Source organism: Tardiphaga sp. (genome assembly GCF_041424195.1).
Taxonomy (GTDB): Bacteria; Pseudomonadota; Alphaproteobacteria; order Rhizobiales; family Xanthobacteraceae; genus Tardiphaga.
Genome location: NZ_JBGMOE010000046.1, coordinates 22,789 through 49,729 on the forward strand (window position 1 = coordinate 22,789; position 26,941 = coordinate 49,729).

Consider the following 26,941-nt stretch of genomic DNA (forward strand, 5'->3'; position numbering starts at 1 on the left):
AGGCTTGGTGGCACTCCGGGGCGGCGACGCCCGCCCCTCGATCATGCAGGAGCCGACCATGAAAATGATCATTCGCCCCGACGTATCGGTCGCTCTCGCGCTGTTCGCCTTTGCTGCGGCGGTCGTCGCACGCCTGACCAATGCCCGAGGATCTCGGCACAATGCCGATGAGATCGCGGCAATCGTTGCGACATCGGGACATCCGTCCGGCGCCTAGCCGAACCGACGCCTCGCATCACGTCCTCCTTGCCGGACGTTTCGGCGCTCGCGCCTGCCCTGCAGGCGCGGGCTTATTGTTGGCCGCGTCACGCGCGAGGCGATGCATGAGTGTGACCGCTTCGGCAATGACCGTGTCGTCGCGATCCCCGGGATAGGCGACATAAGCCGACATCGAAAACACCGGCGCGTTTGCGACCACATGCAATCGCCGAGCCTTCAGCAAGGGCGTAACGATGCGTCGCGGAAAATATCCGGAGCCGCCATTCTCCAGCACATGCTGCAAGCCGAGCCAGCCTATATTGGCAGTGAGCGATGGCCCTGCGAAATCCGGAAACAGCGCCATGTGGCGCGCGTAGAATTCCGGACCCCAGTCGATATAGACGTAACCCGGCTGCGGCAACGGCGCGCTGTTCCTGCTGGTCGACACCAGGATGAGATGGTCCTCGAACAACTGCTCGACCTTGAGCCCGGGCCGGCTCTGCGGCGTATACATCACACCGATATCGATACGACCTTCAACGAGGCCCTGCATCAATTCGGGTTCGAGGGCACTCTCGGCGCGGATCGCGATATCCGGATGTTTCGCGCGCATCAGCGGCAACCAGTGCAGCAGATACTCCTCCCACAATCCGATTCGACCGCCCACGGTCAGCGTACCGCTGAACCCCCTGGCGATGCCCACATCCTGCCGCGCCTGTTCCACCGTGCGCACCAGCGTGGACGCGTGTTTCTGAAACTGGCGGCCGGCCGGCGTCAGCGCGGCCCCCGCCTTGTTGCGCACGAACAGCGTCACGCGCAGCAACTGCTCCAGCGTCTGGATCCGCGCGCTCACCGTCGACTGCGTGACATGGAGCTTGTCCGCCGCGGCCGCGAAATTCCCCGCGCTCACCACCGCAAGGAATGTCCTGGCCAGTTCGGTATCCATGATGACGCTCTCCGGCTACGCGCCCTCGTCGAGTGCGACCATCTCGCGCTTCCTGCGCAGCGCCGGCAGCAAGGGCGCGATCAGCAGCACGACGGCCAGCACGAGACAGGCCGCCGAGATCGGCCGCTCGACGAAGGTCATCAGATCGCCCTGCGACAGGATCAGCGACTTGCGCAGATTGTTCTCCAGCAACGGACCGAGCACGAAGGCCAGCACCAGCGGCGCCGGCTCATAGCCGAACTTGCGCATGAAGTAGCCAATAACGCCGAAGCCGACCATGACATAGACGTCGAACACATTGTTGCTGCTGCAATAGACGCCGATGATGGTGAACAGGATGATGAGCGGGAATAGCACGTTGTAAGGCAGCTTCAGCAGCTTCACCCACATGCCGATCAGCGGCAGGTTCAGCACCAGCAGCATGACGTTGCCGATATACATGCTGGCGACGATGCCCCAGAACAGGCCGGGGTTCTGCGTGATCAGCAGCGGGCCGGGCTGCAGCCCGTGGATCACGAAGGCGCCGAGCAGCAGCGCCATCACCACATTGGGCGGAATGCCGAGGGTCATCAGCGGAATGAACGCGCCACCGGCCGCCGCGTTGTTCGCGGCCTCAGGTCCGGCGACGCCTTCGATGGCGCCATGACCGAAACGCTCCGGCGTTCTGGACAGACGTTTCTCCAGCGCATAGGACGCGAAGGATGCGACCACCGCGCCGCCACCCGGCAGGATGCCGAGGAAGAAGCCGAGGATGGTGCCGCGCCCGATGGGCCCGGCACTGGCTTTCCAGTCTTCCTTGTCGGGCAGAAGCTGCGTGATCTTCGCATTGATGATGTCGCGCTTGATGGCCTGCTCGGTGTTGAGCAGCACTTCGCCGAGCCCGAACAGACCCATCACCACAGGTACGAGGCCGATACCGTCGATCAGTTCGATGCGGCCGAAGGTCAGCCGCGGCTGCGCGGTGATGCTGTCGAGGCCGACAAGACCGAGCACGATACCGATGCAGGCCATCAGCAGCGCCTTGGCCATCGAGCCCTGGGTGAGGAAGGTCAGGACGACGAGGCCAAGCACCATCAGGCTGGCATATTCGGCGGGGCCGAAGGCAATGGCGACCGAGGCGAGCGACGGCGCCACCAGCATCAGCATCACCAGCGCGAAGGTGCCGGCGATGAACGAGCCGAGCGCGGAAATGCCGAGTGCCGGGCCGGCACGCCCCTGTTTCGCCATCTGGTGGCCGTCGATGCAGGTGACCACGGAGGCGGCTTCGCCGGGGATGTTGACGAGGATCGAGGTGGTCGAGCCGCCATACATCGAGCCGTAATAGATGCCGGCCATCATGATGATGCCGGACTCCGGCGTGCCGGACAGTGTGACAGGCAACAGCAGCGACATTGCCGAGATCGGGCCGATGCCCGGCAGCACGCCGACCAGCGTGCCGATGAACACACCGATGAAGCAATAGAGGATATTGACGGGCTGCAGCGCGATGCCGAAGCCGTGCATGACATTGACGAGAACATCCATGATCCGTGTTTCCCGTCAGCCGATTTCGAACATGCCCGAAGGCAACTGGATCAGCAGGGCGTGTTTCAGCACCCACCACACACTGAGCGGCGCCAGCACCGCGAGCGGGATCGCCAGCGTCCAGCGCACCGGATCGATGACGCGCAACAGCAGCAGCATCAACGGAATGGTCGAGATCAGGAAGCCGAGCGGCTCAAGCGCAAAGGCATAGGCCGAGAGGATGACGATGATCGCGACCGGCTTGCTCCAGCTTGCGCCTTCCCAGCGCGAGCCGAAGGTCGGGCCGCCTTCCGTGATCGAAGCGAGCACGATGGTCACGGCGAAAGCGCACATCAGCAGGCCGATATAGAACAGCATGAAGCCGGAGCCGGGGTCGTTGATGGTACCGAGCTTCAGCTTGAGGCCGGAGCGAATGACGAACACGCCAAGCGCAATGCCGATCACGCCGGTCCACAGTTCGGAATTGTTGAGCCGGAATGGCGGGCGGGTTTGGTCAGTCATCGCTTCTGTCCCGGGAAATCAAATTGAAATGAAGGCGCATGCGATGGTTTCATCGCATGCGCCCGATGTCGTTACGCGACGATCAATTCGCCTTCTTGCCCAGGCCGATGCTCTCGATCACCTTGCGCTCGGAATTGGTGACCTCGACGACGAACTTCTTGTAGTCCTCGGTGTTCTTGTAGTTCGGCACCATGTCGTATTTCGCCAGCGTCGCAATGACAGCGGGATCGTCGATGGCCTTCTTGAAGGCGTCGTGCAGCTTGGCGACGATCTTCGGATCCATGCCCTTCGGCCCGGCGATGCCGAACGGCGAGTCGTAGACCATCGGGTAGCCGCTCTCCTTCAAGGTCGGCGCATCCGGGAAGTTCGGCGAACGTTTGTCGGTCCATACCATCAGGAGGCGCAGCTTGCCGGCATCGACCAGCGGCCGCCAGCCGGTGGAATCCGCCTGCAGCATGGTGTGATTGCCGAGCACGGCGGCATTGGTTTCCGCGCCGCCCTTGAACGGCACCTGCGTGAGCTTGATGCCGGCCAATGCGGCGATCTGCTCCATGCCCACATGCAACGAGGTGCCGGTCCCCGGCGTCGCATAGGTCACCTTGCCGGGATTGGCCTTGGCGAAATCGACCACGTCCTTCCAGGTCTTGAATTGCGACTCCGCATTGGTGGTGATGCCGAAAGTATAGCCGGTGAGATGGATGATGTAGCTGAAATCCTTGTCGGGATTCCACGACACCTCCTGCATCAGCGGCAGACGGAACACCGTGATCGGAATCTGCGAGATGGTGTAGCCATCCGGCTTCGCCGCGGCCGCCATGGTCGCGGGACCGACTGTGCCGCCACCGCCGCCCTTGTTGTCGACGGCGATCGGCTGGCCGAGATGCTTGGACGCAGCATCGGCAATCGCACGCATCGAAATGTCGGTGGAGCCACCGGCCGGCCACGGCACGATCAGCGTGATCGGTTTGGTGGGATATTCCTGTGCCTGGACTGCACCGCCGAACATGGTGGCGGCCGCGGCGAGCGCGACGGCAGCGGACAAAGCAAAGCGATTGCGTTGCAACATGTATTTCTCCCTCTGCGATTCCGGGGTGATGCCCGGACCGGCTGTATTTTTATTGTCGTCGTTCAGTCTAGCGCGGAACAAACCCAAGAAAAGGACATGTTTCCGAACCGACTGCGCACGCGTCTGGCGTCACTTGCAATCAACGATGATTTGGTCGCCGCCGCAATTCGCAATGCGCATAGACCATGCGACATTCCGTCTGCACGCGGAGATCGCCGGACTGGAATATTGATCGCGGCGGAGAGAAATTCCGCCTGCAAAAATAACTGAAAGAATGTCACGGGCGATGTCGGATCGCGGCCGGCCCAAACGTCCTTTGCAGGACAATCGCTAAAGAGAACATTCAGAACGCATACCCACTGGAGTCCTTCCGATGAGCAAACTGATCTTCGTCAACCTGCCAGTCACCGACCTGCCCCGCGCCGTCGCCTTCTATGAAGCGGTGGGTGCCACCAAGAATCCGCAATTCTCCGACGACACCGCTGCCTGCATGGTGTTCTCCGACACCATCCACGCGATGCTGCTGACCCATGACAAGTATCGCCAGTTCACCTCGAAAAAGATCGTCGATGCGAAGACATCGAGCGAAGTTCTGATCTGCCTCTCCGCCGACAGCCGCGACGAAGTCGACGGCCTCGTCGCCAAGGCGAAGGCCGCCGGCGGCGGCCTGGATCCGACGCCGGTGCAGGATTTAGGCTTCATGTATGGCCGCAGCTATGAGGACCCGGACGGCCATATCTGGGAAGTGATGTGGATGGACATGGCCGCGGCGCAGGCTGCGATGGCGGACTGAGCAAGCAAGAAAGGGAACGACGATGTCGAAGATTTCCCCCTGCATCTGGTACGTGAACGAGGCCGAAGCGGCCGCGAAGTTCTACTGTTCGCTACTGCCGAACTCGTCTGTCGACACCGTGCAGCGCAGCCCGATCGACACGCCGTCCGGCAAGGCCGGTGACGTCCTCGTGGTCGGCTTCACACTGGCCGGTCAAAGCTTCATCGGCCTGAATGGTGGCTCGCCCGCCCAGTTCAGCCATGCGGTGTCCTTCACCGTCCATTGCGACGATCAGGCAGAAACCGACCGGCTCTGGGATGCCCTCCTCGCCAATGGCGGCAAGCCGCAACAATGCGGCTGGCTTAACGACCGCTGGGGCGTTCCGTGGCAGATCGTGCCCAAGGGCTTCACGGAGATGGTCGCCAGCGACAATATCGAAGGGTCGAAACGCGCCATGACGGCGATGATGGGCATGGTCAAACTCGACCTGCCCGCGCTGAAAAAGGCCTTCGATGGCGGCTAGATCCCGGTCATAAATGCCTGATCGGGCGGCGATAGCGGCCCGGCCCCAAAATCGGAGGCCGGGTGGCAGGAACATCGATTTCAGGCACCGATTTCAGACGCTGCCTTGCTTGACATCGAGTCCCCCGACTTCTTATATGCCGCGCATTCGCCGGGGGACAATTTGTCCCCTCCGGATACCGTGGCGGGGTAGCTCAGTTGGTTAGAGCACGGGAATCATAATCCTGGGGTCGGTGGTTCGAGTCCACTCCTCGCTACCAATTTTCTCCTTTGTTCACAGTATCTTAGGAAGCCTGCCACCGAGCGGGTTTTCTGCATTTTTGCGCTGTACCGAGGTGGCTGACAGCTTGGATCCGTCAGCCCACCCTCACCATTATCTTTAGCGCGTCGAGATCGCTTCCCTAAAATCGGCCAGGTCACGGTTGAACCGCTGCGCTTCCTCCAGGAATGGCGCGTGTCCGGAATCCGATAGATCTTTAGACTTTCGTGAAATCGGGCTTTCGCTTCTCTATAAAGGCAGAGAAGGCCTCGCGGGCTTCCGCGCTCTGAAGCCGCTCCTTGAAAAGAGCGCTCTCCTCCGCAATCCTTTCGACCATTTCCTGCTGCTCCCGCATCAAAAGCTTTGTATGGCGAAGTGCGCCCGTCGGACGCTGCGTCAATGTCAGGGCGGCGGTCGCCGCCCTCCCACGAACCTCGCCGAGAGGGACAACGGCATTGGCAAGTCCGCATTGAAGTGCAGTTGCGGCATCCATCGGCTCTCCCAACGCGAACATGGCATAGGCCCTCACGTGCCCGATCCGCGAAGGGAGCAACCAACTCGACGCGGCTTCGGGCACCAGCGCCAGATTGACGAAAGGCGTGATGAGGCGCGCATTGTCCGCCAGGTATACGAGATCGCAATGCAGGAGCATTGTGGTTCCGACCCCGACGGCGTTTCCCTGGACGGCCGCGACAAGCGGCTTGGTCGCCTTTGCTAGATTGCCGATGAACCGGAAAGCGGGACTGTCGCTGGTTTCGTTTGCCTTGGACTGGGCCGCGAAGTCCGCCAGGTCGTTGCCGGAGGTGAAGCTGTCGCCATCGCCCTGAAACAGAACGACCTTGACGGCGGGATCCCTTTCGGCGCGTTCGAGGCCTTCCGACATCGCGTTGTACATCGCTCCGGTCAGCGCGTTCTTCTTCTCGGGGCGCGAGATCGTGAGCGTCATCACGCCATCGACGACGTCCGTCTTCACATGATCCGTCATACCATGGTCCTCAGCTTGCGGCGCGCAGGGGTTCGCGGGCAGAGGCGTCGAGAAAACCGGTCAAGCGCTGGCGGATGATGCTTTCGGCGTCCGCCATGATGCGATCGATCAGTTCCTTGACGGTCGGGATGTCGTTGATGAGGCCCGCAACCATGCCGCAGCTCCAGGCGCCGGCGTCCATGTCACCGTCGACCATGACTTTCGGATACACGCCCGCCACTTCGTTGATGATGTCGCCTATGACCAATGAGTCGCCCTTAACGCGTTCGGTTGCGATCAGCCGCTCGACTCCGGCGTTATTGAGAACGCGCTCGGTATTCCTCAGCGAGCGCATCACCAGACGCGTATCGAGTTCCGACGCCTTCACAATCGCATCCTTGACGTTCTGATGGACCGGCGCCTCTTTGGTTGCCACGAACCGGGTGCCCATGTTCATGCCCGCAGCGCCCATCGCGAGCGCCGCAACCAGACTACGCGCGTCGGCCATCCCTCCCGATGCAACGAACGGGATCTTCAGCTCTTCGGCAGCACGCGGCAGCAGAATCATGTTTGGCATGTCATCTTCGCCGGGATGGCCGCCGCATTCGAAGCCGTCGACGCTGACGGCGTCGCAGCCGATCTTCTCCGCCTTCAACGAATGGCGAACGGAAGTGCACTTGTGGATGACCTTGATCCCCGCCTCTTTCAGGGCTGGCATATATTGCTCAGGGCTTCGACCTGCGGTCTCCACCGCCTTGATGCCACCTTCCTTAATGGCGGCGATGTATTCTGGATAGGGCGGCGCGTCGAACGTCGGAAGAAATGTCAGGTTCACACCGAACGGCTTGTCGGTCATGTCATGACAGCGCGCGATCTCCTTCGCGAGCTTCTCGGGCGTGCGCTGGGTCAATCCGGTGATAATGCCGAGGCCGCCGGCATTCGAGACGGCCGCGGCGAGTTCGGCAAAGCCTACATAGTGCATGCCGCCCTGAATGATGGGATGTTCGATCCCGAACAGGTCTGTGATCGCGGTTCTCATGATCGTCTCCGACTCTCGCTGTTTAGGTTTCTGATTATCAGTGAACGATCTCGAGCAAACCCGCGGCACCCATCCCGCCGCCGACGCACATCGTCACCACCGCGTACTTCGCCTTGCGACGACGCCCCTCGATCAACGCATGACCCGTCAATCGCGCGCCGGTCATGCCATAGGGGTGACCGACCGCGATGGAGCCGCCGTTGACGTTGAGCCTCTCGGGATCAATGCCGAGTTTGTCGCGGCAGTAGATAACCTGAACCGCGAATGCCTCGTTCAATTCCCAAAGGTCGATGTCGTCGATCGTAAGACCATGACGTTTGAGGAGACGCGGGACGGCGAAGATCGGACCGATGCCCATCTCGTCGGGCTCGCAACCCGCCGAGACGAAGCCACGAAAGATCCCGAGTGGCTTCAGGCCCTTCTGGGCGGCGAGCTTGTCACTCATGATAACGGTGGCGCTGGCACCATCCGATAGCTGGCTCGCGTTGCCGCCGGTGATCGTGTAGCCGGGGCCCTTCGCGGGCTTCACCTTGGCCAACCCCTCGGCGGTGGTGTCGGGACGCGGGCCCTCGTCTGTCGAGAGCGTGATCTCGTTGTAGGAGATGGCGCCGGTCTCCTTGTTCGTCACGGCCATCGTCGTCTTGATCGGCGCCAGTTCGTCATTGAAGCGGCCGGCCTGCTGCGCGGCCGCGGTACGGCGCTGACTTTCGAGACTGTATTCGTCCTGCGCGTCCCGAGAGATGTTGTAGCGTTTTGCGACGTTTTCGGCCGTATCCAGCATGGCGATGTAAGCGTCGCCTTTGATCGCCAGCAGCTCTGGGTCAACCGCGTGCCACTGATTCATATGCTCATTCTGGACGAGGCTTATGGATTCACCGCCTCCACCGACCGCGACCTCCACGCCATCGAAGATCACCGACCGAGCGGCAAGCGCGATCGCCTGAAGCCCCGACGCGCACTGTCTGTCGATGGTGGTGCCGGCGACCGTGATGGGAAGACCGGCGCGAAGCAGAGCCTTACGCGCGATGTTCGACCCCGTCGTGCCCTGCTGCATGGCGCATCCCATCACCACGTCCTCGACTTCTCCCCCGACGATGTTCGCACGAGCGAGCGCCGCCGAAATGGCGTGTCCCATCATGGTCGCACCTTCGGTATTGTTGAGCGCGCCCTTGTAGGCCTTTCCGATCGGGGTGCGAGCGGTCGATACGATTACGGCTTCGGTCATTTACTATTTCCTTTGCTGCATGGAACGGGCGTGACTGAGTGTCACGCTGCGCGGGCGAATCGCATCAGATGGAAAGCGGGGTCGCCGAACTGGATGTCGATGGCGCCGATCCGCTTGAAATAGTGACCGACCTTGAGCTCGTCGCTCATGCCCATGCCACCGTGCAGCTGGATCGCCTGTTCGCCGATAAAGCGCGCAGCATATCCGACCTTTGTCTTCGCACCGGAGGCGAGCTTCGTGACATCGGCGTCGTTGGACGCCAGCGTCAGGGTCAGATGCTGCATGAGTGAGACGGATTCCTGCAGCGCGATGAACATGTCGACCATTCGATGCTGCAGCACCTGAAATGATCCGAGCGTCACCCCGAACTGCTTGCGGGTCTTGCTGTAGTCGAGTGTCGCCGCGTTCAATTCGGTCATCGCGCCTATGGCCTCGGCACACAATCCGCCGATGGCCCGGTCGCGGCAGTTTTCGAGTGCAGCACTCCCCTGGCCTTCGCGTCCGAGCAGGTTGCTCGCCGGGACTCGGACATCCTTCAGCGTGATCTCGGCCGCCCGCCTGCCGTCGATCGTCCGGTAGCCTTGCATGTGCAGACCGGCCGCCCGGCTGTCGACGATGAAGAGGGACACGCCGTCGCGATCGCCGTCCCGGCCGGACGTCCTTGCGGAGACGATCAATCGGTCGGCCCACGGAGCACAGATCACGGCGGCTTTTGTTCCCGACAGGACGTAGTCATCGCCACGTCGGTCGGCGGACACCGACACCTTGTTGAGATTGTAGCGAGATCCGGGTTCGGCCCAGGCCAGCGCCCATGTCGCTTCCCCCGCGGCGATCTCGGCGAGCAACTCCTGGCGTTGACCATCGGTGCCCAAAGCCTCGATCAGCCCTCCCGCCAGCACGACGGTCTCGAAATATGGCTCGACGACAAGGCTGCGGCCGAACTCCTGCATGACGATCATGGTCGTCAACGGGCCGTTTCCAAGGCCGCCATGTTCCTCCGCGAACGGTGCCGCCAGAAGACCGAGGTCGGCGAACTTTGCCCACACCGCGCGACTCCAACCATCTTCGCCCGCGACGATCTTCGCTCGGTCATCGAAGCCGTATTCATCCTTCAGGAAGCGTTGCACGCTGTTGCGGAGCAATTCCTGGTCTACGGTCAGTTCGATGTCCATGGACGCCTCTCCTGGTGCGGGTCAAAGACCGAGCACGGCTTTCGCGATGATGTTGCGTTGAATCTCGTTGGATCCGCCGTAGATGCTGAGCTTGCGCGAGTTGAGGTATTTTTCAGCCGACGTATGCCCATACTCAGGCCCGGGCATGAAACGGTTGCTACTGACGGGATGCTCCCGAAGAGCGACGCCGTAGTTGCCCATCGCGCGGTGCGTGAGGTCGGTAATGCGCTGGAAGATCTCGGTGCCTCTGATCTTGAAGAGCGATGCGGCCGCGCCGGGATCGATACCGCGCGACATCTGCGCGACGACCCTCAATTCCGTCGCTTCGAGGGCCAGCACATCCAGTTCGACACGGGCGATCTCACGGATGAACTCCGCGAAACTCGGATCGTCCTCGGGAATTTCAGCCCTGACGATGTCCTTGAGCCGCCGCAGGTACCGGGTCGAACGACCGATACCCGCCATACTGGTGCGTTCGTTGCCGAGGAGGAATTTTGCGTAGGTCCAGCCTTTGTTCTCCTCGCCGATCAGATTCTCGATCGGCACCCGCACGTCCTCAAGGAAGACGTCGTTGACCTCATGTGAGCCGTCGATGGTGATGATCGGGCGCACGGTGACGCCGGGCGTCTTCATGTCGATCAACAGGAAGGAGATACCCGCCTGGGGCTTTGCGGACGGATCGGTGCGGACGAGACAGAAGATCCAGTCCGCGTGCTGCGCGAGAGTAGTCCATGTCTTGTGTCCGTTGACGACGTAGTGATCGCCGTCGCGAACCGCCTTGGTCCTGACGGACGCTAGATCCGACCCCGAACCCGGCTCCGAGTAACCTTGGCACCACCAGTCCTCGCCTGACAATATGCGTGGCAGGAACCTCGCCTTCTGCGCGTCCGTCCCGAAGGTGTAGATGACCGGGCCGACCATGGTCACGCTGAAGGCGAGCGGCGGAAGCGTTCCCGTACGCGAGGTCTCCTGCTCCCAGATGAAGCGCTGGGTCAGCGACCAACCGGGGCCGCCATATTCCTTCGGCCAGAGCGGCGCGATCCAGCCCTTCTGATGGAGGATCCTGTGCCAAAGGAGCGATTGCTCTTTCGTGAGATCCGTCTCGGGATTCGCGACACGCATTTCCTTCGGGTAGTTTTCTGCGATGAAGGAGCGAGCTTCGTCACGGAATGCCGCGTCTTCGGCCGAGAGGTTGAGCTCCATGGCGAGCTACCACTTCTCGCCGAATGGACGAATCTCATGCTCGAAGGTCCACGCGTCGCGCGGTTGCTGGTAGAGGGACCAGTATGCCTCGGCGACCGCCGCCGGCCGCATGAGCCGGTTCGGATCGAGGTTTTCCATCGCCTTCGGCCCTTCGCGGCTGGTGATCAACTGCCGCACCCATTCCGTGTCCACGCTAGAGTCGATGATCAGGTGCGCGACATGAATGTTCTTTGGCCCGAGTTCCCGGGCCATCGATTGCGCGACGGCCCGGAGACCGAACTTGGCGCTCGCGAAGGCTGCGAAACCGTTGCCGCCGCGCAGGCTTGCCGTCGCTCCGGTGAAGAAGATGTTCCCCTTCCCGCGTGCCAGCATTGCCCGGGCTGCCTCGCGCCCAGCGAGGAATCCCGAATAGCACGCCATTTCCCAGACCTTGCGGAACACCCGCTCCGTGGTCTCGACGATCGGAAAATTGACGTTGGCGCCGATATTGAAAACGCACACTTCCAAAGGAGCATGGGCGTCGGCATCGGAGATGAATTTCACCATCTCATCTTCCTTGCGCGCATCGAGAGCCCGTCCAAACACGGTCCCACCGGCAGCCTCGATCTCCTTGATCAGCGGCTCCAGCTTCTCACCCTGGCGCCGGCCTACGAATACCGTGAAGCCTTCGGCTGCGAATTTTTTGGCGATTTCACCGCCGATGAAGTCGCCGGCGCCGACGACGGCGACCGTTGCATTGCGTTTTTCCAACTGAGTTCTCCCGGAAGCGAGTTTGGCGCGACGACAGCCGCCGCGATCTGATTAGCTGCGCAGCGACTCCGCCAGCTTGTGTTTGAGGATCTTGCCAGTGGACGTGGCCGGCAGCGCCGGCAGCACGATGATCTCGGAGGGGCGTTTGTAGGATGTCAGTTGAGGGCTGACATGTGCGATCAGGTCGTCGGCGGTCGTCTCGGTACCCTGAAGAAGCTGCACGAAGGCCACGACCTCCTCGTTGCCCTCGACGGGTCGGCCGACGACCGCGCATTGCACCACGGAGGGATGCGTGCTTAGCACCGCTTCGATCTCCGCCGGGTAGACATTGAAGCCTGACCGGATGATCATTTCTTTCGTGCGGCCTACGATATAAAGGCAGTCGCCTTCGAAGCGCGCCAAGTCACCCGTGTTGAACCATCCGTCCGGATCGATCGCCTTTGCCGTGAGGTCAGGCGCGCGGTAGTAGCCGCGCATCACGTTGCGACCACGGACATGAAGCTCGCCGACCTCACCCGCGGGCTTCGCCGCGCCATCCATTCCCAGGATCTTCGCTTCGATGCCAGGCAACAGTGGCCCCACAGCCTGGTCGTCGCGCGGGGCATCGATGCGTACCCCCGACAGGCCGGGCGAGCACTCGGTGATCCCGTAACCGTTCAGCAACGGAAGCCCGAGCTCCTGCTGCACTCGGGACTTGAGCTCGAGATCAAGCGGCGCCCCGGCCACGGCAATGAGGCGCAGCGAACCTGGATCGAGCCTCTCCAGACCGTTGACAGCTTTGTACTCCAACAGCCGCTGATAGGTGGCAGGAACGCCGTTGAGGATGGTGATGCCCTCTTCCGCGATCGCCTTCGCCAGCGCGGCTGGATCATATTTGGCGACCAGCCTGACAGTGGCGCCGGTCATCAGCGTCATGACCAGCAACGATATCCCGACGATGTGCGAGATCGGCAGCACGATGTACTGCTTGTCCGCGGGTGTCATGCGACGAATTTCGGCCGTCGTCTTTGCGCTGACGAGGAGATTCTCATGCGTCAGCATCACGCCCTTCGGCGTGCCGGTCGTGCCCGACGTGTAGATCAGGACGGCGACCTGGTCCTTCGCGCGTTCCTCGACCGGTTCGGGAGACGTCTCCTCATTAAGTGCCGTGATCGCGACCTCGGAAAGAGGGCCAATTGTCTGGACCTGAGCCTCGTATCGCGTGGCATGGGTGGCCGCTTCCTTCGAAACGCCGACGGTAAGCAGCACGCGCCTGGCGCCGCTGTGATCCCTGATCTGATCCAGTTCGCGTGCGGACAGCCGCGGATTCACGACGATGGCCCAGACATCGAGACGGCTCGCCGCCAGAAGAAGGCCAGCGAGAGCAATGCTGTTTTCACTGACGATCATCAGGCGATCGCCCGGCCTCATGCCGATTTTCGTCAGATCCCGCGCGATGTCGGCGACCGCGTCGCGCAGGTGGCCGTAGGTCCAGGATCCCCCATCGTCGACCAGCGCGACCCGGGTCGGCGTTTCCGCTGCATGTCGATCGATGACGCTGTGGATGCGGCGAGGTAGCGAGGCAAGTATGCGGGTCGCGTCGTCCGGCTCAACCGTCTTCAACATTTTTGTCCTCCCTGGGAAGAGCCGCTTTGGCGCGGCCTCTATCGGTGATTGAATGACCTAGGCTGTTCTCGACCTGAGCGCGGACCTCTGCTCGACGATCGCTTCTTCGACGTCCCTGAGACTGTCCTTACCGAAGAAGATCTCGCTTCCGACAAAGAAGGTTGGCGACCCGAACGACCCGCGAGCAACCGCGTCATTCGTGTCCTTGATGAGTTTCTGCTTGACGTCGTCCTGCTGCGCCCGGGCGATCAACCTGTCGATGTCGATGCCGGAGGACTTGAAGGCCGCGACAAAGACGTCGGGGTCATCCATCTTCTTCGGCTCTTCCCACATGTGATGGTAGGCCGCGGTAAAATACGGCTCGAACACGCCTTCGAACCGGGCCGCGACCGCGCCGCGCATCAACATCAGCGTGTTGACCGGAAAAAAAGGGTTGCTCCTGAATTTCGTAATGCCGTGCCGCCGGATGAACCGCTCCGACTCCAGCTTCTGGTATTCAGGCTTGTTCTTGATACCGCGCAGGGATTCTGCGGGCGACATGTTGCCGGTGGCCTTGTAAATGCCCCCTAACAGGACGGGAACGTACTCGAATTTAATGCCGGTGCGACGCTCGATGCCAGGCAGCGCTGCCTCTGCAAGATAGGCATTCGGACTACCAAAATCGAAATGGAATTCTGGCTTCAATCGGTCGGTCACACACGCCTCCTCTTCGATCTTCGTGGGCGCGATCGAGCGTCCGCCCTTACATTCACGCTATAGTTCTATTTTAGAACTGTCAATCGACAGAACCATTACCGGGGCACGAGGGCAATATCTCTATTGTTTTGAGGTACGTACCAAAATAGAATGTATCGAATACGCTGTCCGGAGAGACTAAATGAAATGGGATGCACTTGAGGAGGAGCCGTGCTCGCTGGCACGCACTGTCGCAGTCATTGGCGACCGCTGGAGCCTGATGATTTTGCGCGAGTGCTTTCTGCGCAAGCGCAGGTTCGATGCTTTTCAGGCGTCGCTCGGCATCACGCGGCATCTGCTGGCCGACCGGCTCAAGAAGCTCGTTCGCTTCGGCGTTCTGCGACGCATTCCTTATATGGAAGCACCCAAGCGGTACGAATACATTCTGACGCAGAAGGGTCTCGACCTCTACCCGATCATCATGTCGATCGTCCATTGGGGCAACATCCATATGGTCGACTCGCGCGGCAGGCCGATGCTTCATGAACACAAAACATGCGGCAAGTATTTCGACCCGCTTATGATTTGCTCGGAGTGCGGTGAGCCGGTGCTCGCCAAGGAAGTCCACGTCCATCCAGGTCCCGGAGCTCGCGAGGCCGTTGCATCCAAAGGAAGAAAGACTAAAGCAAGCGCCGCTTGATTCCTTGGCCCATCCGCCCGCTGTTGGGACGGACCAAGGAAATAGCCCGGTCACTCCGAGCTTGCGTCCAGCACCTCGCCAAACGGCTCCCAGCTCGTCCCGCTCCAGCGCTGTAACTGCAGCTGTGTCCAGACCATGTTATTGGTTGGACTGGTGTTGATCCGGATGCCGGGTGCGGCCACCGGCAACGCCATGTCGCGGATGGCCTTTGCCTGTATCACGATGTTCTTCCGCGACAGATCGTCACCACATTGCTTGAGGATCCGCTCCAATATCATGCCCTGCATGTAACCCGTCAGGTAACTGGTGTTGCTGTAATCCGAGCCGGGCAGATACTTTTCGAAAAAGGCCTTGTAAGCCTTCACACCTTCGTCGTTCTCCCATCGCACGTCCGAAGGGTCTTTGCTGATGGTGCCGACGACGACGCCTACGGATTTGTCCAGTCCCGCCGGACGCAGCGTGCCTCCGACCGAACTTGACGGAAAATTGATGACAACCGTCGCCTTCCAGCCGATCTCGGAAGCCTTTCGGATGGCCTGTGCGGCGAACTTCGGCGTGCCGGCGATGAAGAGCGCTTCGGCACCTGAGCTCTTGAGATTGACGACCTGCGAGTCGACCGTCGGCTCCGATACTTCGTAAGCAGCAGTTACGACGCGCTTGTCGAAATCCGCCTTCATGAACGAGCGGAAAGCGTTCACGTAGTCCTTCCCCAAGTCGTCGTTCTGGTAAAGGATCGCGTATTTCGCCGTCGGTAGCGCCTTGTTCAAGAACTTCGCGTAGATCTTACCTTCGGTGTCGTAGCTGACCAGGCCGGTTGTGGTCAGCGGAAACTCCTTCCCATCGGTGAACTTGCTTGAACCGCTCACCACGGCAATGCTGGGTACGCCCTTTCCTTTGAGGTACTTGGCGACGGCAGTATTTCCCGCTGTCCCGAGCTGGCCGAAGATGAAGGACACTTCGTCGCTCTCGACGAGACGCCGGACATGCTCGACGGCTTTCGGCGGGCTGTAGGCATCATCGAGAGCGATGTAGTTGATCTTTCGGCCGTTGATGCCTCCGCGATCGTTGATCGATTGGACGTAGGCGACCAAGCCTTTGCCCGTTAGTCCGATGGAGGAGGCTGGACCGCTGAACGGGTATACGCCTCCGATCTTTATCTCTCCGGACGTGATGCCGGGAGCGTCTGCCGCGCGGGCCTCCACGCAGCCAAACAAGCAGGCAAGCGACATCGCTAACGCAGTCGATATTCGACGCATCGTAATCCTCCCCTGAAGCTCGCCGAGTGACAGGTACGGCGGCATGCGATCATTGGATCGCGATTTTCGGCTGAGCGCCGACGCCTGGATTAGTCAGTTCTTTTTTAGAACCTGTCAATGGCGATTTCGGACCCCCTCCCGCTCCACCTGCCGGGCGCGCGACATTTCAAAGGCGGTTTGGGCCACGAGCAGCCATGCCAAGGGGGTCACGGGCTGACACATAGTCCGGCGTCCGCTGACCAAACCAGAACCCGTTGCAACACGCTGCTCTGATTAGGCAGCCGTACGGCCGAGGCGCACGGGTTGCTGGAGCGGCGCGAGGTGCAAGGCGTCGTAGTGCTTGACCCACACGCCTGATTGGCGCCGCTTATTGTGCGGGACCGAAGATCGATTTGGACCGATCCCAGCAGCCGTCGTGACAGGCGTTCGCGAAGACTTTTTGTCGAGGAAGGTCGAAGTCCTGGATTTTTGATCTTGCTTACGTCTTCCGAACCTCGCACCCCCTCAGAAAGAGAGCGGCACAGGTACGGACGCGGGCCTCGATCTCCCGGCGCGGCGGAAGCGGCGCGCCACCAAAAATAGCAGCGCGTTGCGGCGCTGACGCGATCATCCCTATGAGAATTCCGGCAGCTTCATCGACGTCTTCCAGGGCGATGGCGCCGCAGTCACGTTGTACCCGTAGCCAGCCTGCCAGGGAATCGACCATGCGCTGCATTCCGTTGCGATAGAACGTACCCGCGATATCGCTGAATTTGCCCGCTTCCTGCAGCACCATGCGCTGCAGAGCTACCACCTCTTTGTCTAGAGCCAACTCTGCGCAAACCGTCAGCGCATGACGAAGGGCGTGCTCGAGGCCCGCATGCGCGCCCGTCGGCAGGCTGACGCTAGTCAGGACGCGATCAAGGCGCTCGGACACCATGCCCTCGAACAGAGCGGCCTTGCTGGGAATCAACCGGTACAGAGTTTTGGTGGAGACGCCCGCGTGGCGAGCGACGGCCTCCATGCTGGTGGCAGCAAACCCGCTGCGCGCAAATTCGTGTCGCGCGCTCTCATAGATGACCTTGCGCGTCTCGTCGTCCGGCCGCTGTTGCGGCCGCCCCCGGTCGCGCCGATCAGAGGGAGTTCTGGTACGAGCCATGCTTTTAAATGATGCCTGTCATTCCATTGACACCTGAAAGATAAATCCTAGTTTGGAAAATATCAAGTTTCCTAAATATCCGGCTCAAGCGTCGGACGGACAGAAGCTCCAGGAACAACCGCCATGAACAGTCATTCGCCATCTTTCCCCACAATCGACGGCCCAATCTCCGGCGACGCGGCCCGCAGCCTGCAGCCCGTCACCGAAAAAATGGCAGATGATGCCACTACCGCGCCGGGTGCTGCCAGACTCAACCTTCGCCGATTGCTAATGACAGGCGCTGCGTTGGCTGTGGTAGCCGGAGCGGCGTGGTATGGCTGGAACTACTGGACCGTCGGCCAGTATCTGGTCTCAACCGACGACGCCTACGTCAAGGCGGACAACACCACTGTCGCCCCCAAGGTCTCAGGCTATCTGCATCAGGTATTGGTTGGCGACAACGAGCGCGTGAAGGCTGGCCAGATCGTGGCACGGATCGACGACCGCGACTTCAAGATCGCACTCGACCAAGCAGATGCTGATGTCGCCGCGGCGGAAGCGGCAATCGCCAGCAAGCGGGCACAGCTTGAAGTGCAGCAGGCCGTCATCAACGCCGCCATCGCGACCCTTGGCGTCGATCGTGCGGCGTTGACCTTCGCCGCGCAAGATAGCAAGCGATACACCGACCTCGCCGCCACCGGTTCGGGGAGCCTGCAGAACGCGCAGCAAGCGCAGTCGCGCATCGCCAGCGCGCAAGCCGTGCTGGAACGAGATGCGGCCAATCTGGTATCCGCGCAGAAGCAGGTCGACCTGCTCAATGCCGGGATCGTCCAGGCCACCGCGAGCCGGGCGCGCGCTATTGCGCTTCAAGGCCAGGCCCGGCTTAATCTTGGCTACACCGCTATCGTAGCTCCCGTGGACGGCGTCGTCGGCAACCGCTCGCTGCGCACCGGCCAATATGTGCAAGCCGGGACACAGCTGATGTCGGTGGTGCCGCTCGACGGCGCCTACGTCGTCGCGAACTTCAAGGAAACCCAGCTGACCGATGTGCGCAAGGGCCAGCCTGTCGATATTGAGGTCGACATGTTTCCGGGTCATGTCGTGCACGGTCATGTTGACAGCATTGCACCTGCGAGCGGCCAGGAATTCGCGTTGCTACCACCCGACAACGCCACCGGAAACTTCACCAAGGTGGTGCAGCGAATTCCGGTGAAGATTGCGCTGGATCGCGGCAACAGCGCACTGATCGAGTTGCGACCAGGCATGTCGGTGATCCCGACCATTGAGACGCGAGGCTCCGCACGGGACGGTCAAACCGTGGCGACGACCAAAACGTCATCCAAAATCTCTGGAGCCTCGTGTCATGTCAAATCCGATCCCCTCAGCCTCGATCGCCGCATTGCCGACTTCGCGCGGCAGATTTGAGCCTGCGGCCGATCCTGACCGCGCCAGTCTGACGATCTGGGTCGCGGTATTGGCCTCTATGATCGGCTCGTTCATGGCGATCTTGAACATTCAGATCACCAACGCCTCGTTGCTCAATATCGAAGGAGGTATCGGCACTGGCGTCGATAACGGGTCGTGGATCTCGACTTCCTATCTGATCGGCGAGATCGTTGTCATCCCGCTCACCGACTATCTCAGCCGTGTGTTCTCGTTCCGGCGCTACATGCTGGCCAGCGCGACATCGTTCGCGCTCTTTTCAGTTGCCTGCGCTTTCACCCACGACCTGCCATCGATGATCGCCATGCGCGGCCTGCAGGGTTTCGCCGGTGGCGTTCTGATCCCGATGGCATTTACTCTGGTGCTTACGAAACTGCCAAAGGCGCAGCAGCCGATCGGATTGGCGATCTTTGCCTTGTCGGTAACGTTCGCTCCGGCGATTGGGCCAACCATCGGGGGCTATCTGACGGAGAATTACGGCTGGCAGACGATCTTCTTCGTCAACGTACTGCCAACTATCGTGATGGTGACCGCGCTCGCCCTGACCTTGGAACACAAGCCGATGCAACTCGGCCTCCTCAAGGAGGGGGACTGGGCGGGAATCTTCACCATGGCCGTAGGCCTTTCGGCACTGCAGACAGTGCTCGAGGAAGGCAACAAGGATGACTGGTTCGCGTCGTCGTTCATTCTGCGCCTCGCCGCCATAGCGCTTGTCAGCCTGGCAGCGTTCGTATGGATCGAGCTGACCGTCGAAAAACCGCTGATCCGGCTGCGGCTGTTGACGGGCCGAAACTTCGGTTTCGGCACCATCGCCATGACGCTGCTGGGGTTCGCGCTGTTTGGCTCGGTTTACATCCTGCCGGCCTATCTTGGGCAGGCGCAGGGCTATAATGCCGAACAGATCGGTGCGGTATTGGCCTGGACGGGGTTGCCGCAGCTCGTCCTGATCCCGCTCGTGCCGCGATTGATGAAGCGATTTGACACCCGTTACATCGCCGTCGTTGGGCTTTCCATCTTTGCCTATAGCTGCTTCATGAATACAGCCATGTCGCCCGACTATGCCGGTGACCAACTCTGGATTCCGAATATTGTGCGCGCTATCGGCCAGGCTATGGTGCTCACACCACTCACCTCGGTCACCACCGGAGACATCGCGCCACAGGACGTGGCCGCGGCATCGGGCATCAGCAACATGCTGCGCAATCTCGGCGGCGCCATCGGCACAGCGACCCTGGCCACGGTGATTACCAAGCGCCAACAGTTTCACTCCAACATCATCGGCCAATCGGTGACGCTCGGCCGGGAGGAAATCCGTAATCGGATCGCGCAGATGACCGACTACTTCATGGCACATGGCGTACCGGACACTGCGGCGGCACGTGAGCAATCCATCATTGCGCTCGGCAAGGCCGTCAAGCACCAGGCGCTTGTGATGGCTTTCAGCGACACCTTTGCTGTAATTAGCGCGGTGCTCGTGCTCGCTGCTGCGGCGGTTTTATTGACACGCAAAGTGAAAGGGAGCGGCGCCGGAGCTCATTGAATAAAAACGAATCTTGCTAACTTTAGCGCTGGCTCCTACGAGGCGAGAAAATCTCTGTATGCACTAAGGTGGCGAGGAGTTCGCAGCCGAGCGCACCGTTGTGAGCGTCTTGCAAGCGGCCCGGTGGCCGTTGTCTGTGGGTACCTGCGCGACGGCGCGGGTCACGTCGAGCGACGTCAGGCCGACGAGAGTCTTCGGCCGAAGCGCCGTGACCGGCGGCTTAACGAAGGAGAGCCTGACATCAGGCTTGACCCGACCAGCCGACCACTGCGGCTGCTTGAGGGATTCCGGGTACTCCCGATCGAGGTCTGCGTTCAGGAATCCGGGACGGCGCTCGCGGATGTCACCGATGACGCGTGTTTTGCCACGGGTCGTCACTAGCCAGTCGGCGGCGGCGCCGCGTTGACGTATATTTTCTGGCTGCCAAATCCTGCAGACATGCTTCCGAGGCCTTGCACATCGCGCGAGGCCTTTTTCATGCCCACGGGATATTCGCTCGGCCTGCCTCCGCCTCTCAGCCCGGGGGCAGATGCAACTGCCATGACACGCCGAATTTGTCAGCCACCCAGGCAAACCTCGGACTGAACGGATAGGCATCCAGCGGCATCATCACCTGCCCGCCATCTGACAGTCCCGCGAACAACCGGTCGACCTCCGCTGCGTCATCGCAATCCACGAACAACGACATCGATGGCGTGAAGGTGAAGCCGTGCCTGGCCGGACTGTCGATACACATGAAGGGCTGGCCCTTGATGGTGAAGTGCGCCTGATAGACGGATCCCTCGGGGCCAGCCTCCCCGGCACCATAGCGTCTCACCTGGGTGACGGCCGCATCACCGAACAGCGACACATAGAAATTCATCGCCGCTTCGGCATTGCCCTCGAACATCAGGAAGGTCTTGATCGACTGCACCATCACTGCACTCCATCGCTCAACGACAGCATCTCAACATGGAAACGCCCGCTGTGAAGCGGGCGCTTTGACGCATTCAATCGAGAACGAGGCCTATGCCTCGTTGCCGCCTTCCTGACGGGACGCTTCAAACAGGAACCAGGTGCGACGCTCGGTATCGTCGATGTAGTTTTCCAGCAGGCTGGCGCTGGCGACGTCCTTGGCATCGTCGCAAACCTCGTGGGCCTTGCGCATCGCCGCCGCCATCTTCTTGTTGTCGTTCATCAGTTCGCGCAGCATCTCCACAGGCGGCACATAGGCCTCGTCGTTGTCCTTGATGGTCTGCAATTTGGCGACCTCGCCGATCGAACGCAGCGTGCGCCCGCCGATCTTGCGTACGCGTTCCGCCAGCGGGTCCGTGGTCGCAAAAATCTGGTCGGACTGCTCATCGAGCATCAAATGGTAATCGCGGAAATGGCGCCCGCTGAGATGCCAGTGGAAATTCTTGGTCTTCAGGTAAAGCGCGAAGGCGTCGGCGAGCAACCCGTTCAACGCCTTGGCAACCTTGTCCACGGCATCGGCTGAGAGGTCGGTCGGGGTGTTCATCTCGGCGGCGATTTTCGGTGTTTTGGTGCTCACGTTACTTACCTTCCTGTGTCGAATGGCTTCATGGCTGGAGGATTGTCTTCAGGGCGGAGGATTTCAGGAAAAAAGGGAGTGGTCTTGGCTGAAAGCGCGGCAAATTCTCGAAAACTGCGGTTCTTGAGGGAAAGGCGGTTTCCCCCCCGCCTGAAAACGCTCTAGACCACTCCAACGCATCAAAAATATAGGGGTTCCCGATACGGGAACAACAATCGGGCCGGGCAGACGATGGAAGACTGGATCGACTATTACGATTCCACGCATACGATTTACGCGAGCAAACTGCATCGGGACGTGCATTTCGAGGTCATCGCCCGCGACATCATCGGCTACATCGCCTCTAAAGATGCTGTCGTGCTCGACTATGCCTGCGGCGAGGCGCTCTCGGCCGCCAGGGTGGCCGATGCCTGCAGCAAGCTGATCCTGGCGGAGCCTGCTCCCGGCGTTCGCGGCCGGCTGGTCGCCCGCTTCGCGCCCAACACCAAAATCCGGGTCCGATCGCTGGAAGAGCTGCGCAACATGACGGCGCAGTCGATCGATCTGGTCGTCATGAACTCGGTGGCCCAGTACATGACGAGCCCCGAACTCGACGAAGCCTTGGCGGTGGTCAAGCGGCTGATGGCGCCCGGCGGCAAGCTGGTGGTCGGCGACATCCTGCAGCCCGATGTCGGCATGGCGACCGATGTCATCGCGCTGCTGAAACTCGCCCGGGAACACGGCTTTCTCTGGGATGCGCTCATCGGCCTGGTGCGCACGGCCCTCTCCGATTACCGCCAATTGCGCACCAAAGTTGGCCTGCAGCGGTACAGCGAGACGGAAATGCTGGCCAAACTGACGGCGGCCGGTTTCCAGGCGTCACGGGCACCGGTCAATATCGGCCACAACTCGTCGCGTATGACCTTCGTCGCCCACCACGCCTTTTGACGGTTTCCAGGCACCGTCGCCCGGAATGTTAGGGTTAACAAAAGGTTCACGAAACTTCAGGTAGATGACCGGCCCGTGATCGGTAACACTGTGCTCGGCCCGGTGGCGGAAATGTCTACGCGGGGGCGATGCATCGCTCTTTATCCTGGTTCAAGTCCAGGCTGGGCCTCCAACACGCCGGATGGCGCATGAATGGCAAATCACTGAGCAATTGCCGGTTGATGGCACCTTCAAAAGCCTTCCCCGCCCCGTTATAGTGGTCTAAAGACAGCCGCGCGCGAGGATCAGCCTTTGGCTGGTCTGGCGCCCGGGCCCGAGGGACGCGCATATGCGCGCCCTTTTTTTGTGCCGATTTGTCACCACCGCGAGTTTCAATGCCAAAACGCACCGACATATCCACCATCCTGATCATCGGCGCCGGTCCTATCGTGATCGGCCAGGCCTGCGAGTTCGATTATTCGGGCACGCAGGCTGTCAAGACGCTCAAGGAAGAGGGCTACCGGATCGTTCTGGTCAATTCCAATCCGGCCACGATCATGACGGACCCGGAGCTTGCGGACGCGACCTATATCGAGCCGATCACGCCCGAGATCGTCGCCAAGATCATCGAAAAAGAGCGCGGAGATCGCTCCAAGGGCTTCGCGCTGCTGCCGACCATGGGCGGCCAGACCGCGCTGAACTGCGCGCTGTCGCTGCGCAAGCAGGGCACGCTGGAGAAATTCGACGTCGAGATGATCGGCGCCACTGCCGAAGCCATCGACAAGGCCGAGGACCGCCAGCTGTTCCGCGAGGCAATGACGAAAATCGGGCTGGAGACGCCGAAGTCGCGTCTCGCCAACGCGTCGGACCTCAAGAAGCAGTATCGCGACAAGCACAACGCTGAGAAGGAAAAGCTCAGCGGCGACGCGCTTGCCGAGCACGAACGTCAATGGATCCTGCAGGAAGGCGACCGCCGCAAGCGCTATCAGGAGCACGCCCTCGGCCAGGCATTGATGGCGCTCTCCGAAATCGGCCTGCCCGCGATCATCCGCCCGTCCTTCACCATGGGCGGCACCGGCGGCGGCATCGCCTATAACCGCGAAGAATTCCTCGACATCATCGAGCGCGGCCTCGACGCGTCTCCGACCAACGAAGTGCTGATCGAAGAATCAGTGCTCGGCTGGAAAGAGTTCGAGATGGAAGTCGTCCGCGACAAGAAGGACAACTGCATCATCATCTGCTCGATCGAGAACCTCGATCCGATGGGCGTGCATACCGGCGACTCGATCACCGTCGCACCAGCGCTGACGCTGACCGACAAGGAATACCAGATCATGCGCGACGCCTCGCTGGCGGTGCTGCGCGAGATCGGCGTCGAGACCGGCGGCTCCAACGTGCAGTTCGGCGTCAATCCTGCCGACGGCCGCATGGTCGTAATCGAAATGAATCCGCGCGTCTCGCGTTCGTCGGCGCTGGCCTCGAAAGCCACGGGTTTCCCGATCGCCAAGGTCGCGGCGAAGCTTGCCGTCGGTTACACGCTGGATGAAATCGCCAACGACATCACCGGCGGTGCGACCCCGGCGTCGTTCGAGCCGACCATCGACTATGTCGTCACCAAGATTCCCCGTTTCGCCTTCGAAAAATTCCCGGGCGCCTCGCGCACCCTGACCACCTCGATGAAGTCGGTCGGCGAAGTGATGGCCATCGGCCGCACGTTCCAGGAATCGCTGCAGAAGGCGCTACGTGGTCTGGAGACCGGCCTGACAGGTCTGGATGAAATCGAGATCGAGGACCTCGGCCGCGGCGACGACAAGAATGCGATCCGCGCTGCGCTGGGCACGCCGACACCGGACCGCCTGTTGCAGGTGGGCCAGGCCATGCGTCTGGGCTGGACCGACGAGGAGATCTTCAACTCCTGCAAGATCGATCCGTGGTTCCTCGCCGAGATGCGCGGCATCATCGACATGGAAGCCAAGGTGAAGGCCAACGGCCTGCCGGGCAACGCCTTCGGCATGCGTACGCTGAAAGCCATGGGCTTCTCCGACGGGCGCCTCGCGGTGCTCGCCGGCAAGACCGAAGCCGACGTGAAGGCGCTGCGCCGTTCGCTCAACGTGCGCCCGGTGTTCAAGCGCATCGACACTTGCGCCGCCGAATTCGCCTCGCCGACCGCCTATATGTACTCGACCTATGAGTCGTCCTTCGCCGGTGCCTTCGCCGACGAAAGCCAGCCGTCGGACAAGAACAAGGTGATTATCCTGGGAGGCGGTCCGAACCGCATCGGTCAGGGCATCGAGTTCGACTATTGCTGCTGTCACGCCTGTTTCGCGCTCGCCGATGCCGGCTACGAGACCATCATGGTCAACTGCAATCCGGAGACCGTGTCGACCGACTACGACACCGCGGATCGTCTGTATTTCGAACCGCTGACTGCCGAAGACGTGCTCGAGATCATCGACACCGAACGTCAGAACGGCACGCTGCATGGCGTGATCGTGCAGTTCGGCGGCCAGACCCCGCTGAAGCTCGCGCGCGCGCTGGAAGCCGCCGACGTGCCGATCCTCGGTACCTCGCCGGATGCCATCGATCTCGCCGAAGATCGCGATCGCTTCAAGCGCATCCTCGACAAGCTCAAGCTCAAGCAACCCAAGAACGGCATCGCCTATTCGGTCGAACAGGCGCGCCTCGTCGCGGCCGATCTCGGCCTGCCGCTGGTGGTCCGTCCGTCCTATGTGCTCGGCGGCCGTGCGATGCAGATCATCCGCGAGGAGAGTCAGCTCGGCGACTACCTGCTCGGCACACTGCCGGAGCTGGTGCCCGGCGACGTCAAGGCGCGCTATCCGAACGACAAGACCGGCCAGATCAACACCGTGCTCGGCACCAATCCGCTGCTGTTCGATCGCTATCTGTCGGACGCAATCGAGGTTGACGTGGACTGTCTGTGCGATGGCAAGGACACGTTCGTCGTCGGCATCATGGAGCACATCGAAGAAGCAGGCATCCACTCCGGCGACAGCGCCTGCTCGCTGCCACCGCATTCGCTCGATGCCGCGATGATCGAACGGCTTGAGAAGCAGACCTGCGACATGGCGCTCGGCCTCGACGTGGTAGGGCTGATGAACGTGCAGTTCGCCATCAAGGACGGCGAGATCTACGTGCTCGAAGTCAATCCGCGCGCGTCGCGCACCGTGCCGTTCGTCGCCAAGGTGGTGGGTATGCCGGTGGCCAAGATCGCCGCGCGCATCATGGCCGGCGAGAAGCTCGCCGACTTCAATCTGAAGAAGCGCAAGCTCAACCATGTCGGCGTCAAGGAATCGGTCTTCCCGTTCGCGCGCTTCCCGGGTGTCGATACGGTGCTCGGTCCCGAGATGCGCTCAACCGGCGAAGTCATGGGCATCGACTCATCGTTTGAAATCGCCTTCGCCAAGAGCCAGCTCGGCGGCGGCACCCGCGTGCCGCGCAAGGGCACCGTCTTCGTGTCCGTGCGTGAAAGCGACAAGACCCGCATTCTCGACGCGGTCAAATTGCTCTCGTCGAACGGCTTCAAGGTACTCGCGACCTCGGGCACCCAACGCTTCCTGGTCGACAACGGCGTGCCAGCCGAAAAGATCAACAAGGTGCTGGAAGGCCGGCCGCACATCGTCGATGCGATCACCAATGGCGAAATCCACCTGGTGCTGAACACAACCGACGGACCGCAGGCGCTTGCCGACAGCCGCTCGCTGCGGCGGGCTGCCCTCTTGCATAAAGTGCCGTATTACACCACTCTTTCGGGTGCCGTGGCGGCTGCACAGGGCGTCCGGGCCTATCTGGGCGGGGACCTTGAGGTCCGCACATTGCAGAGTTACTTTTCCGAGACCTGACTTCGGGCGGACTGCAGGTCCGACGAGATCGGGAATAAGCAGGGCTCGACCGGAACTCGCCGGTCGCGTCTTTGTTTTGTTTCGGCACGCGAAGCCGGCATCTAAAAACTGGCTGCAAGCGCAGCCAAGCCGACATCTTGCAGAACAAATGGTTTCATGCGCGCGCT

General features: G+C 61.2%; 25 protein-coding genes and 1 tRNA gene. 9 read left to right on the plus strand and 17 right to left on the minus strand.

Annotated elements, in window-relative coordinates; genetic code table 11:
• Positions 1-58 precede the first annotated feature (58 nt).
• Entirely contained in the window at positions 59-217 is a 159-nt protein-coding gene (locus tag ACEK02_RS06730; RefSeq protein ID WP_371421026.1) for a hypothetical protein, read from the plus strand.
• 18 nt (positions 218-235) lie between these two features.
• Here the strand turns inward: ACEK02_RS06730 and ACEK02_RS06735 are convergent, their stop codons facing one another.
• From ACEK02_RS06735 to ACEK02_RS06750, 4 genes are all read right to left on the minus strand, one after another.
• A complete protein-coding gene (locus ACEK02_RS06735; RefSeq protein ID WP_371421027.1) occupies positions 236-1,144 on the minus strand; it encodes a LysR family transcriptional regulator in 909 nt (302 codons plus the stop codon).
• Positions 1,145-1,159: 15 nt separating this feature from the next.
• The gene (locus tag ACEK02_RS06740) at positions 1,160-2,668 is read right to left on the minus strand and encodes a tripartite tricarboxylate transporter permease (RefSeq protein ID WP_371421028.1); all 1,509 of its coding nucleotides are present in this window, start codon (positions 2,666-2,668) and stop codon (positions 1,160-1,162) included.
• A gap of 15 nt (positions 2,669-2,683) precedes the next feature.
• Positions 2,684-3,169 carry a tripartite tricarboxylate transporter TctB family protein gene (locus ACEK02_RS06745; protein WP_371421029.1) on the minus strand — a complete coding sequence of 162 codons (486 nt, stop codon included), beginning with the start codon at positions 3,167-3,169 and terminating at the stop codon, positions 2,684-2,686.
• Between the two features lie 82 nt (positions 3,170-3,251).
• Positions 3,252-4,235 (minus strand): tripartite tricarboxylate transporter substrate binding protein, encoded by a 984-nt coding sequence (locus tag ACEK02_RS06750; protein ID WP_371421030.1) that lies wholly within the window; start codon positions 4,233-4,235, stop codon positions 3,252-3,254.
• Positions 4,236-4,608: 373 nt separating this feature from the next.
• Between ACEK02_RS06750 and ACEK02_RS06755 the strand changes: the two genes are divergently transcribed.
• The 3 genes from ACEK02_RS06755 (at position 4,609) to ACEK02_RS06765 (ending at position 5,789) form a co-directional block, all read left to right on the plus strand.
• Positions 4,609-5,028 (plus strand): VOC family protein, encoded by a 420-nt coding sequence (locus ACEK02_RS06755; RefSeq protein ID WP_371421031.1) that lies wholly within the window; start codon positions 4,609-4,611, stop codon positions 5,026-5,028.
• Between the two features lie 22 nt (positions 5,029-5,050).
• Positions 5,051-5,530: a VOC family protein gene (locus tag ACEK02_RS06760; protein ID WP_371421032.1), complete on the plus strand. Its 480-nt coding sequence runs from the start codon at positions 5,051-5,053 to the stop codon at positions 5,528-5,530.
• A 182-nt stretch (positions 5,531-5,712) separates the two neighbouring features.
• Positions 5,713-5,789, plus strand: a tRNA-Met gene (locus tag ACEK02_RS06765).
• Positions 5,790-6,005: 216 nt separating this feature from the next.
• On the opposite strand, the gene ACEK02_RS06770 is transcribed toward ACEK02_RS06765, so the two are convergent.
• The 8 genes from ACEK02_RS06770 to ACEK02_RS06805 are packed head-to-tail and all read right to left on the minus strand — an operon-like array spanning position 6,006 to position 14,442.
• Positions 6,006-6,773, minus strand: coding sequence for an enoyl-CoA hydratase (locus tag ACEK02_RS06770; protein WP_371421033.1), 768 nt, complete (start codon positions 6,771-6,773; stop codon positions 6,006-6,008).
• A gap of 10 nt (positions 6,774-6,783) precedes the next feature.
• Positions 6,784-7,791 (minus strand): NAD(P)H-dependent flavin oxidoreductase, encoded by a 1,008-nt coding sequence (locus tag ACEK02_RS06775; protein ID WP_371421034.1) that lies wholly within the window; start codon positions 7,789-7,791, stop codon positions 6,784-6,786.
• Positions 7,792-7,828: 37 nt separating this feature from the next.
• A complete protein-coding gene (locus ACEK02_RS06780) occupies positions 7,829-9,016 on the minus strand; it encodes an acetyl-CoA C-acyltransferase (RefSeq protein WP_371421035.1) in 1,188 nt (395 codons plus the stop codon).
• Positions 9,017-9,057: 41 nt separating this feature from the next.
• Positions 9,058-10,188, minus strand: coding sequence for an acyl-CoA dehydrogenase family protein (locus ACEK02_RS06785; protein WP_371421036.1), 1,131 nt, complete (start codon positions 10,186-10,188; stop codon positions 9,058-9,060).
• 21 nt (positions 10,189-10,209) lie between these two features.
• The gene (locus tag ACEK02_RS06790) at positions 10,210-11,391 is read right to left on the minus strand and encodes an acyl-CoA dehydrogenase family protein (protein WP_371421037.1); all 1,182 of its coding nucleotides are present in this window, start codon (positions 11,389-11,391) and stop codon (positions 10,210-10,212) included.
• A gap of 6 nt (positions 11,392-11,397) precedes the next feature.
• Positions 11,398-12,141, minus strand: coding sequence for an SDR family NAD(P)-dependent oxidoreductase (locus tag ACEK02_RS06795; RefSeq protein WP_371421038.1), 744 nt, complete (start codon positions 12,139-12,141; stop codon positions 11,398-11,400).
• A gap of 51 nt (positions 12,142-12,192) precedes the next feature.
• Entirely contained in the window at positions 12,193-13,746 is a 1,554-nt protein-coding gene (locus tag ACEK02_RS06800) for a class I adenylate-forming enzyme family protein (RefSeq protein ID WP_371421039.1), read from the minus strand.
• A 57-nt stretch (positions 13,747-13,803) separates the two neighbouring features.
• Complete coding sequence (locus ACEK02_RS06805) at positions 13,804-14,442, minus strand: 2-hydroxychromene-2-carboxylate isomerase (protein ID WP_371421040.1); 639 nt, start codon at positions 14,440-14,442, stop codon at positions 13,804-13,806.
• Positions 14,443-14,623: 181 nt separating this feature from the next.
• Between ACEK02_RS06805 and ACEK02_RS06810 the strand changes: the two genes are divergently transcribed.
• The gene (locus ACEK02_RS06810; RefSeq protein ID WP_371421041.1) at positions 14,624-15,121 is read left to right on the plus strand and encodes a winged helix-turn-helix transcriptional regulator; all 498 of its coding nucleotides are present in this window, start codon (positions 14,624-14,626) and stop codon (positions 15,119-15,121) included.
• A 50-nt stretch (positions 15,122-15,171) separates the two neighbouring features.
• On the opposite strand, the gene ACEK02_RS06815 is transcribed toward ACEK02_RS06810, so the two are convergent.
• Positions 15,172-16,377 (minus strand): ABC transporter substrate-binding protein, encoded by a 1,206-nt coding sequence (locus tag ACEK02_RS06815; RefSeq protein WP_371421042.1) that lies wholly within the window; start codon positions 16,375-16,377, stop codon positions 15,172-15,174.
• Between the two features lie 478 nt (positions 16,378-16,855).
• Positions 16,856-17,515 carry a TetR/AcrR family transcriptional regulator gene (locus ACEK02_RS06820; RefSeq protein WP_371421043.1) on the minus strand — a complete coding sequence of 220 codons (660 nt, stop codon included), beginning with the start codon at positions 17,513-17,515 and terminating at the stop codon, positions 16,856-16,858.
• A gap of 123 nt (positions 17,516-17,638) precedes the next feature.
• On the opposite strand from ACEK02_RS06820, the gene ACEK02_RS06825 reads away from it, so the two are divergent.
• A complete protein-coding gene (locus ACEK02_RS06825) occupies positions 17,639-18,919 on the plus strand; it encodes an HlyD family secretion protein (protein WP_371421044.1) in 1,281 nt (426 codons plus the stop codon).
• Positions 18,858-20,477, plus strand: a complete 1,620-nt coding sequence (locus ACEK02_RS06830) for a DHA2 family efflux MFS transporter permease subunit (protein ID WP_371421045.1) — start codon at positions 18,858-18,860, stop codon at positions 20,475-20,477. The genes ACEK02_RS06825 and ACEK02_RS06830 overlap by 62 nt, the downstream gene beginning before the upstream one ends.
• A 63-nt stretch (positions 20,478-20,540) precedes the next feature.
• Here the strand turns inward: ACEK02_RS06830 and ACEK02_RS06835 are convergent, their stop codons facing one another.
• The 3 genes from ACEK02_RS06835 to ACEK02_RS06845 all read right to left on the minus strand — a co-directional run bounded on the left by ACEK02_RS06835 (position 20,541) and on the right by ACEK02_RS06845 (position 21,975).
• Positions 20,541-20,855, minus strand: coding sequence for a hypothetical protein (locus tag ACEK02_RS06835; protein ID WP_371421046.1), 315 nt, complete (start codon positions 20,853-20,855; stop codon positions 20,541-20,543).
• Between the two features lie 136 nt (positions 20,856-20,991).
• Positions 20,992-21,393, minus strand: a complete 402-nt coding sequence (locus ACEK02_RS06840; protein ID WP_371421047.1) for a VOC family protein — start codon at positions 21,391-21,393, stop codon at positions 20,992-20,994.
• Positions 21,394-21,483: 90 nt separating this feature from the next.
• Positions 21,484-21,975 carry a Dps family protein gene (locus ACEK02_RS06845; RefSeq protein WP_371421109.1) on the minus strand — a complete coding sequence of 164 codons (492 nt, stop codon included), beginning with the start codon at positions 21,973-21,975 and terminating at the stop codon, positions 21,484-21,486.
• Positions 21,976-22,239: 264 nt separating this feature from the next.
• Between ACEK02_RS06845 and ACEK02_RS06850 the strand changes: the two genes are divergently transcribed.
• Together ACEK02_RS06850 and carB are read left to right on the plus strand one after the other, a co-directional pair.
• Positions 22,240-22,935, plus strand: coding sequence for a class I SAM-dependent methyltransferase (locus tag ACEK02_RS06850; RefSeq protein ID WP_371421048.1), 696 nt, complete (start codon positions 22,240-22,242; stop codon positions 22,933-22,935).
• A gap of 374 nt (positions 22,936-23,309) precedes the next feature.
• Positions 23,310-26,774 (plus strand): carbamoyl-phosphate synthase large subunit, encoded by a 3,465-nt coding sequence (gene carB, locus ACEK02_RS06855; RefSeq protein WP_371421049.1) that lies wholly within the window; start codon positions 23,310-23,312, stop codon positions 26,772-26,774.
• Positions 26,775-26,941: the final 167 nt, after the last annotated feature.

Coding starts and splice junctions, on each gene's coding strand:
- ACEK02_RS06845 (WP_371421109.1), bottom strand. CDS start 21,975: ATGAACACCCCGACCGACCTCTCAGCCGATGCCGTGGACAAGGTTGCC.
- ACEK02_RS06810 (WP_371421041.1), top strand. CDS start 14,624: ATGAAATGGGATGCACTTGAGGAGGAGCCGTGCTCGCTGGCACGCACT.
- ACEK02_RS06780 (WP_371421035.1), bottom strand. CDS start 9,016: ATGACCGAAGCCGTAATCGTATCGACCGCTCGCACCCCGATCGGAAAG.
- ACEK02_RS06770 (WP_371421033.1), bottom strand. CDS start 6,773: ATGACGGATCATGTGAAGACGGACGTCGTCGATGGCGTGATGACGCTC.
- ACEK02_RS06750 (WP_371421030.1), bottom strand. CDS start 4,235: ATGTTGCAACGCAATCGCTTTGCTTTGTCCGCTGCCGTCGCGCTCGCC.
- ACEK02_RS06745 (WP_371421029.1), bottom strand. CDS start 3,169: ATGACTGACCAAACCCGCCCGCCATTCCGGCTCAACAATTCCGAACTG.
- carB (WP_371421049.1), top strand. CDS start 23,310: ATGCCAAAACGCACCGACATATCCACCATCCTGATCATCGGCGCCGGT.
- ACEK02_RS06740 (WP_371421028.1), bottom strand. CDS start 2,668: ATGGATGTTCTCGTCAATGTCATGCACGGCTTCGGCATCGCGCTGCAG.
- ACEK02_RS06825 (WP_371421044.1), top strand. CDS start 17,639: ATGAACAGTCATTCGCCATCTTTCCCCACAATCGACGGCCCAATCTCC.
- ACEK02_RS06790 (WP_371421037.1), bottom strand. CDS start 11,391: ATGGAGCTCAACCTCTCGGCCGAAGACGCGGCATTCCGTGACGAAGCT.
- ACEK02_RS06735 (WP_371421027.1), bottom strand. CDS start 1,144: ATGGATACCGAACTGGCCAGGACATTCCTTGCGGTGGTGAGCGCGGGG.
- ACEK02_RS06785 (WP_371421036.1), bottom strand. CDS start 10,188: ATGGACATCGAACTGACCGTAGACCAGGAATTGCTCCGCAACAGCGTG.
- ACEK02_RS06840 (WP_371421047.1), bottom strand. CDS start 21,393: ATGGTGCAGTCGATCAAGACCTTCCTGATGTTCGAGGGCAATGCCGAA.
- ACEK02_RS06730 (WP_371421026.1), top strand. CDS start 59: ATGAAAATGATCATTCGCCCCGACGTATCGGTCGCTCTCGCGCTGTTC.
- ACEK02_RS06820 (WP_371421043.1), bottom strand. CDS start 17,515: ATGGCTCGTACCAGAACTCCCTCTGATCGGCGCGACCGGGGGCGGCCG.
- ACEK02_RS06830 (WP_371421045.1), top strand. CDS start 18,858: ATGTCAAATCCGATCCCCTCAGCCTCGATCGCCGCATTGCCGACTTCG.
- ACEK02_RS06760 (WP_371421032.1), top strand. CDS start 5,051: ATGTCGAAGATTTCCCCCTGCATCTGGTACGTGAACGAGGCCGAAGCG.
- ACEK02_RS06815 (WP_371421042.1), bottom strand. CDS start 16,377: ATGCGTCGAATATCGACTGCGTTAGCGATGTCGCTTGCCTGCTTGTTT.
- ACEK02_RS06775 (WP_371421034.1), bottom strand. CDS start 7,791: ATGAGAACCGCGATCACAGACCTGTTCGGGATCGAACATCCCATCATT.
- ACEK02_RS06850 (WP_371421048.1), top strand. CDS start 22,240: ATGGAAGACTGGATCGACTATTACGATTCCACGCATACGATTTACGCG.
- ACEK02_RS06800 (WP_371421039.1), bottom strand. CDS start 13,746: ATGTTGAAGACGGTTGAGCCGGACGACGCGACCCGCATACTTGCCTCG.
- ACEK02_RS06755 (WP_371421031.1), top strand. CDS start 4,609: ATGAGCAAACTGATCTTCGTCAACCTGCCAGTCACCGACCTGCCCCGC.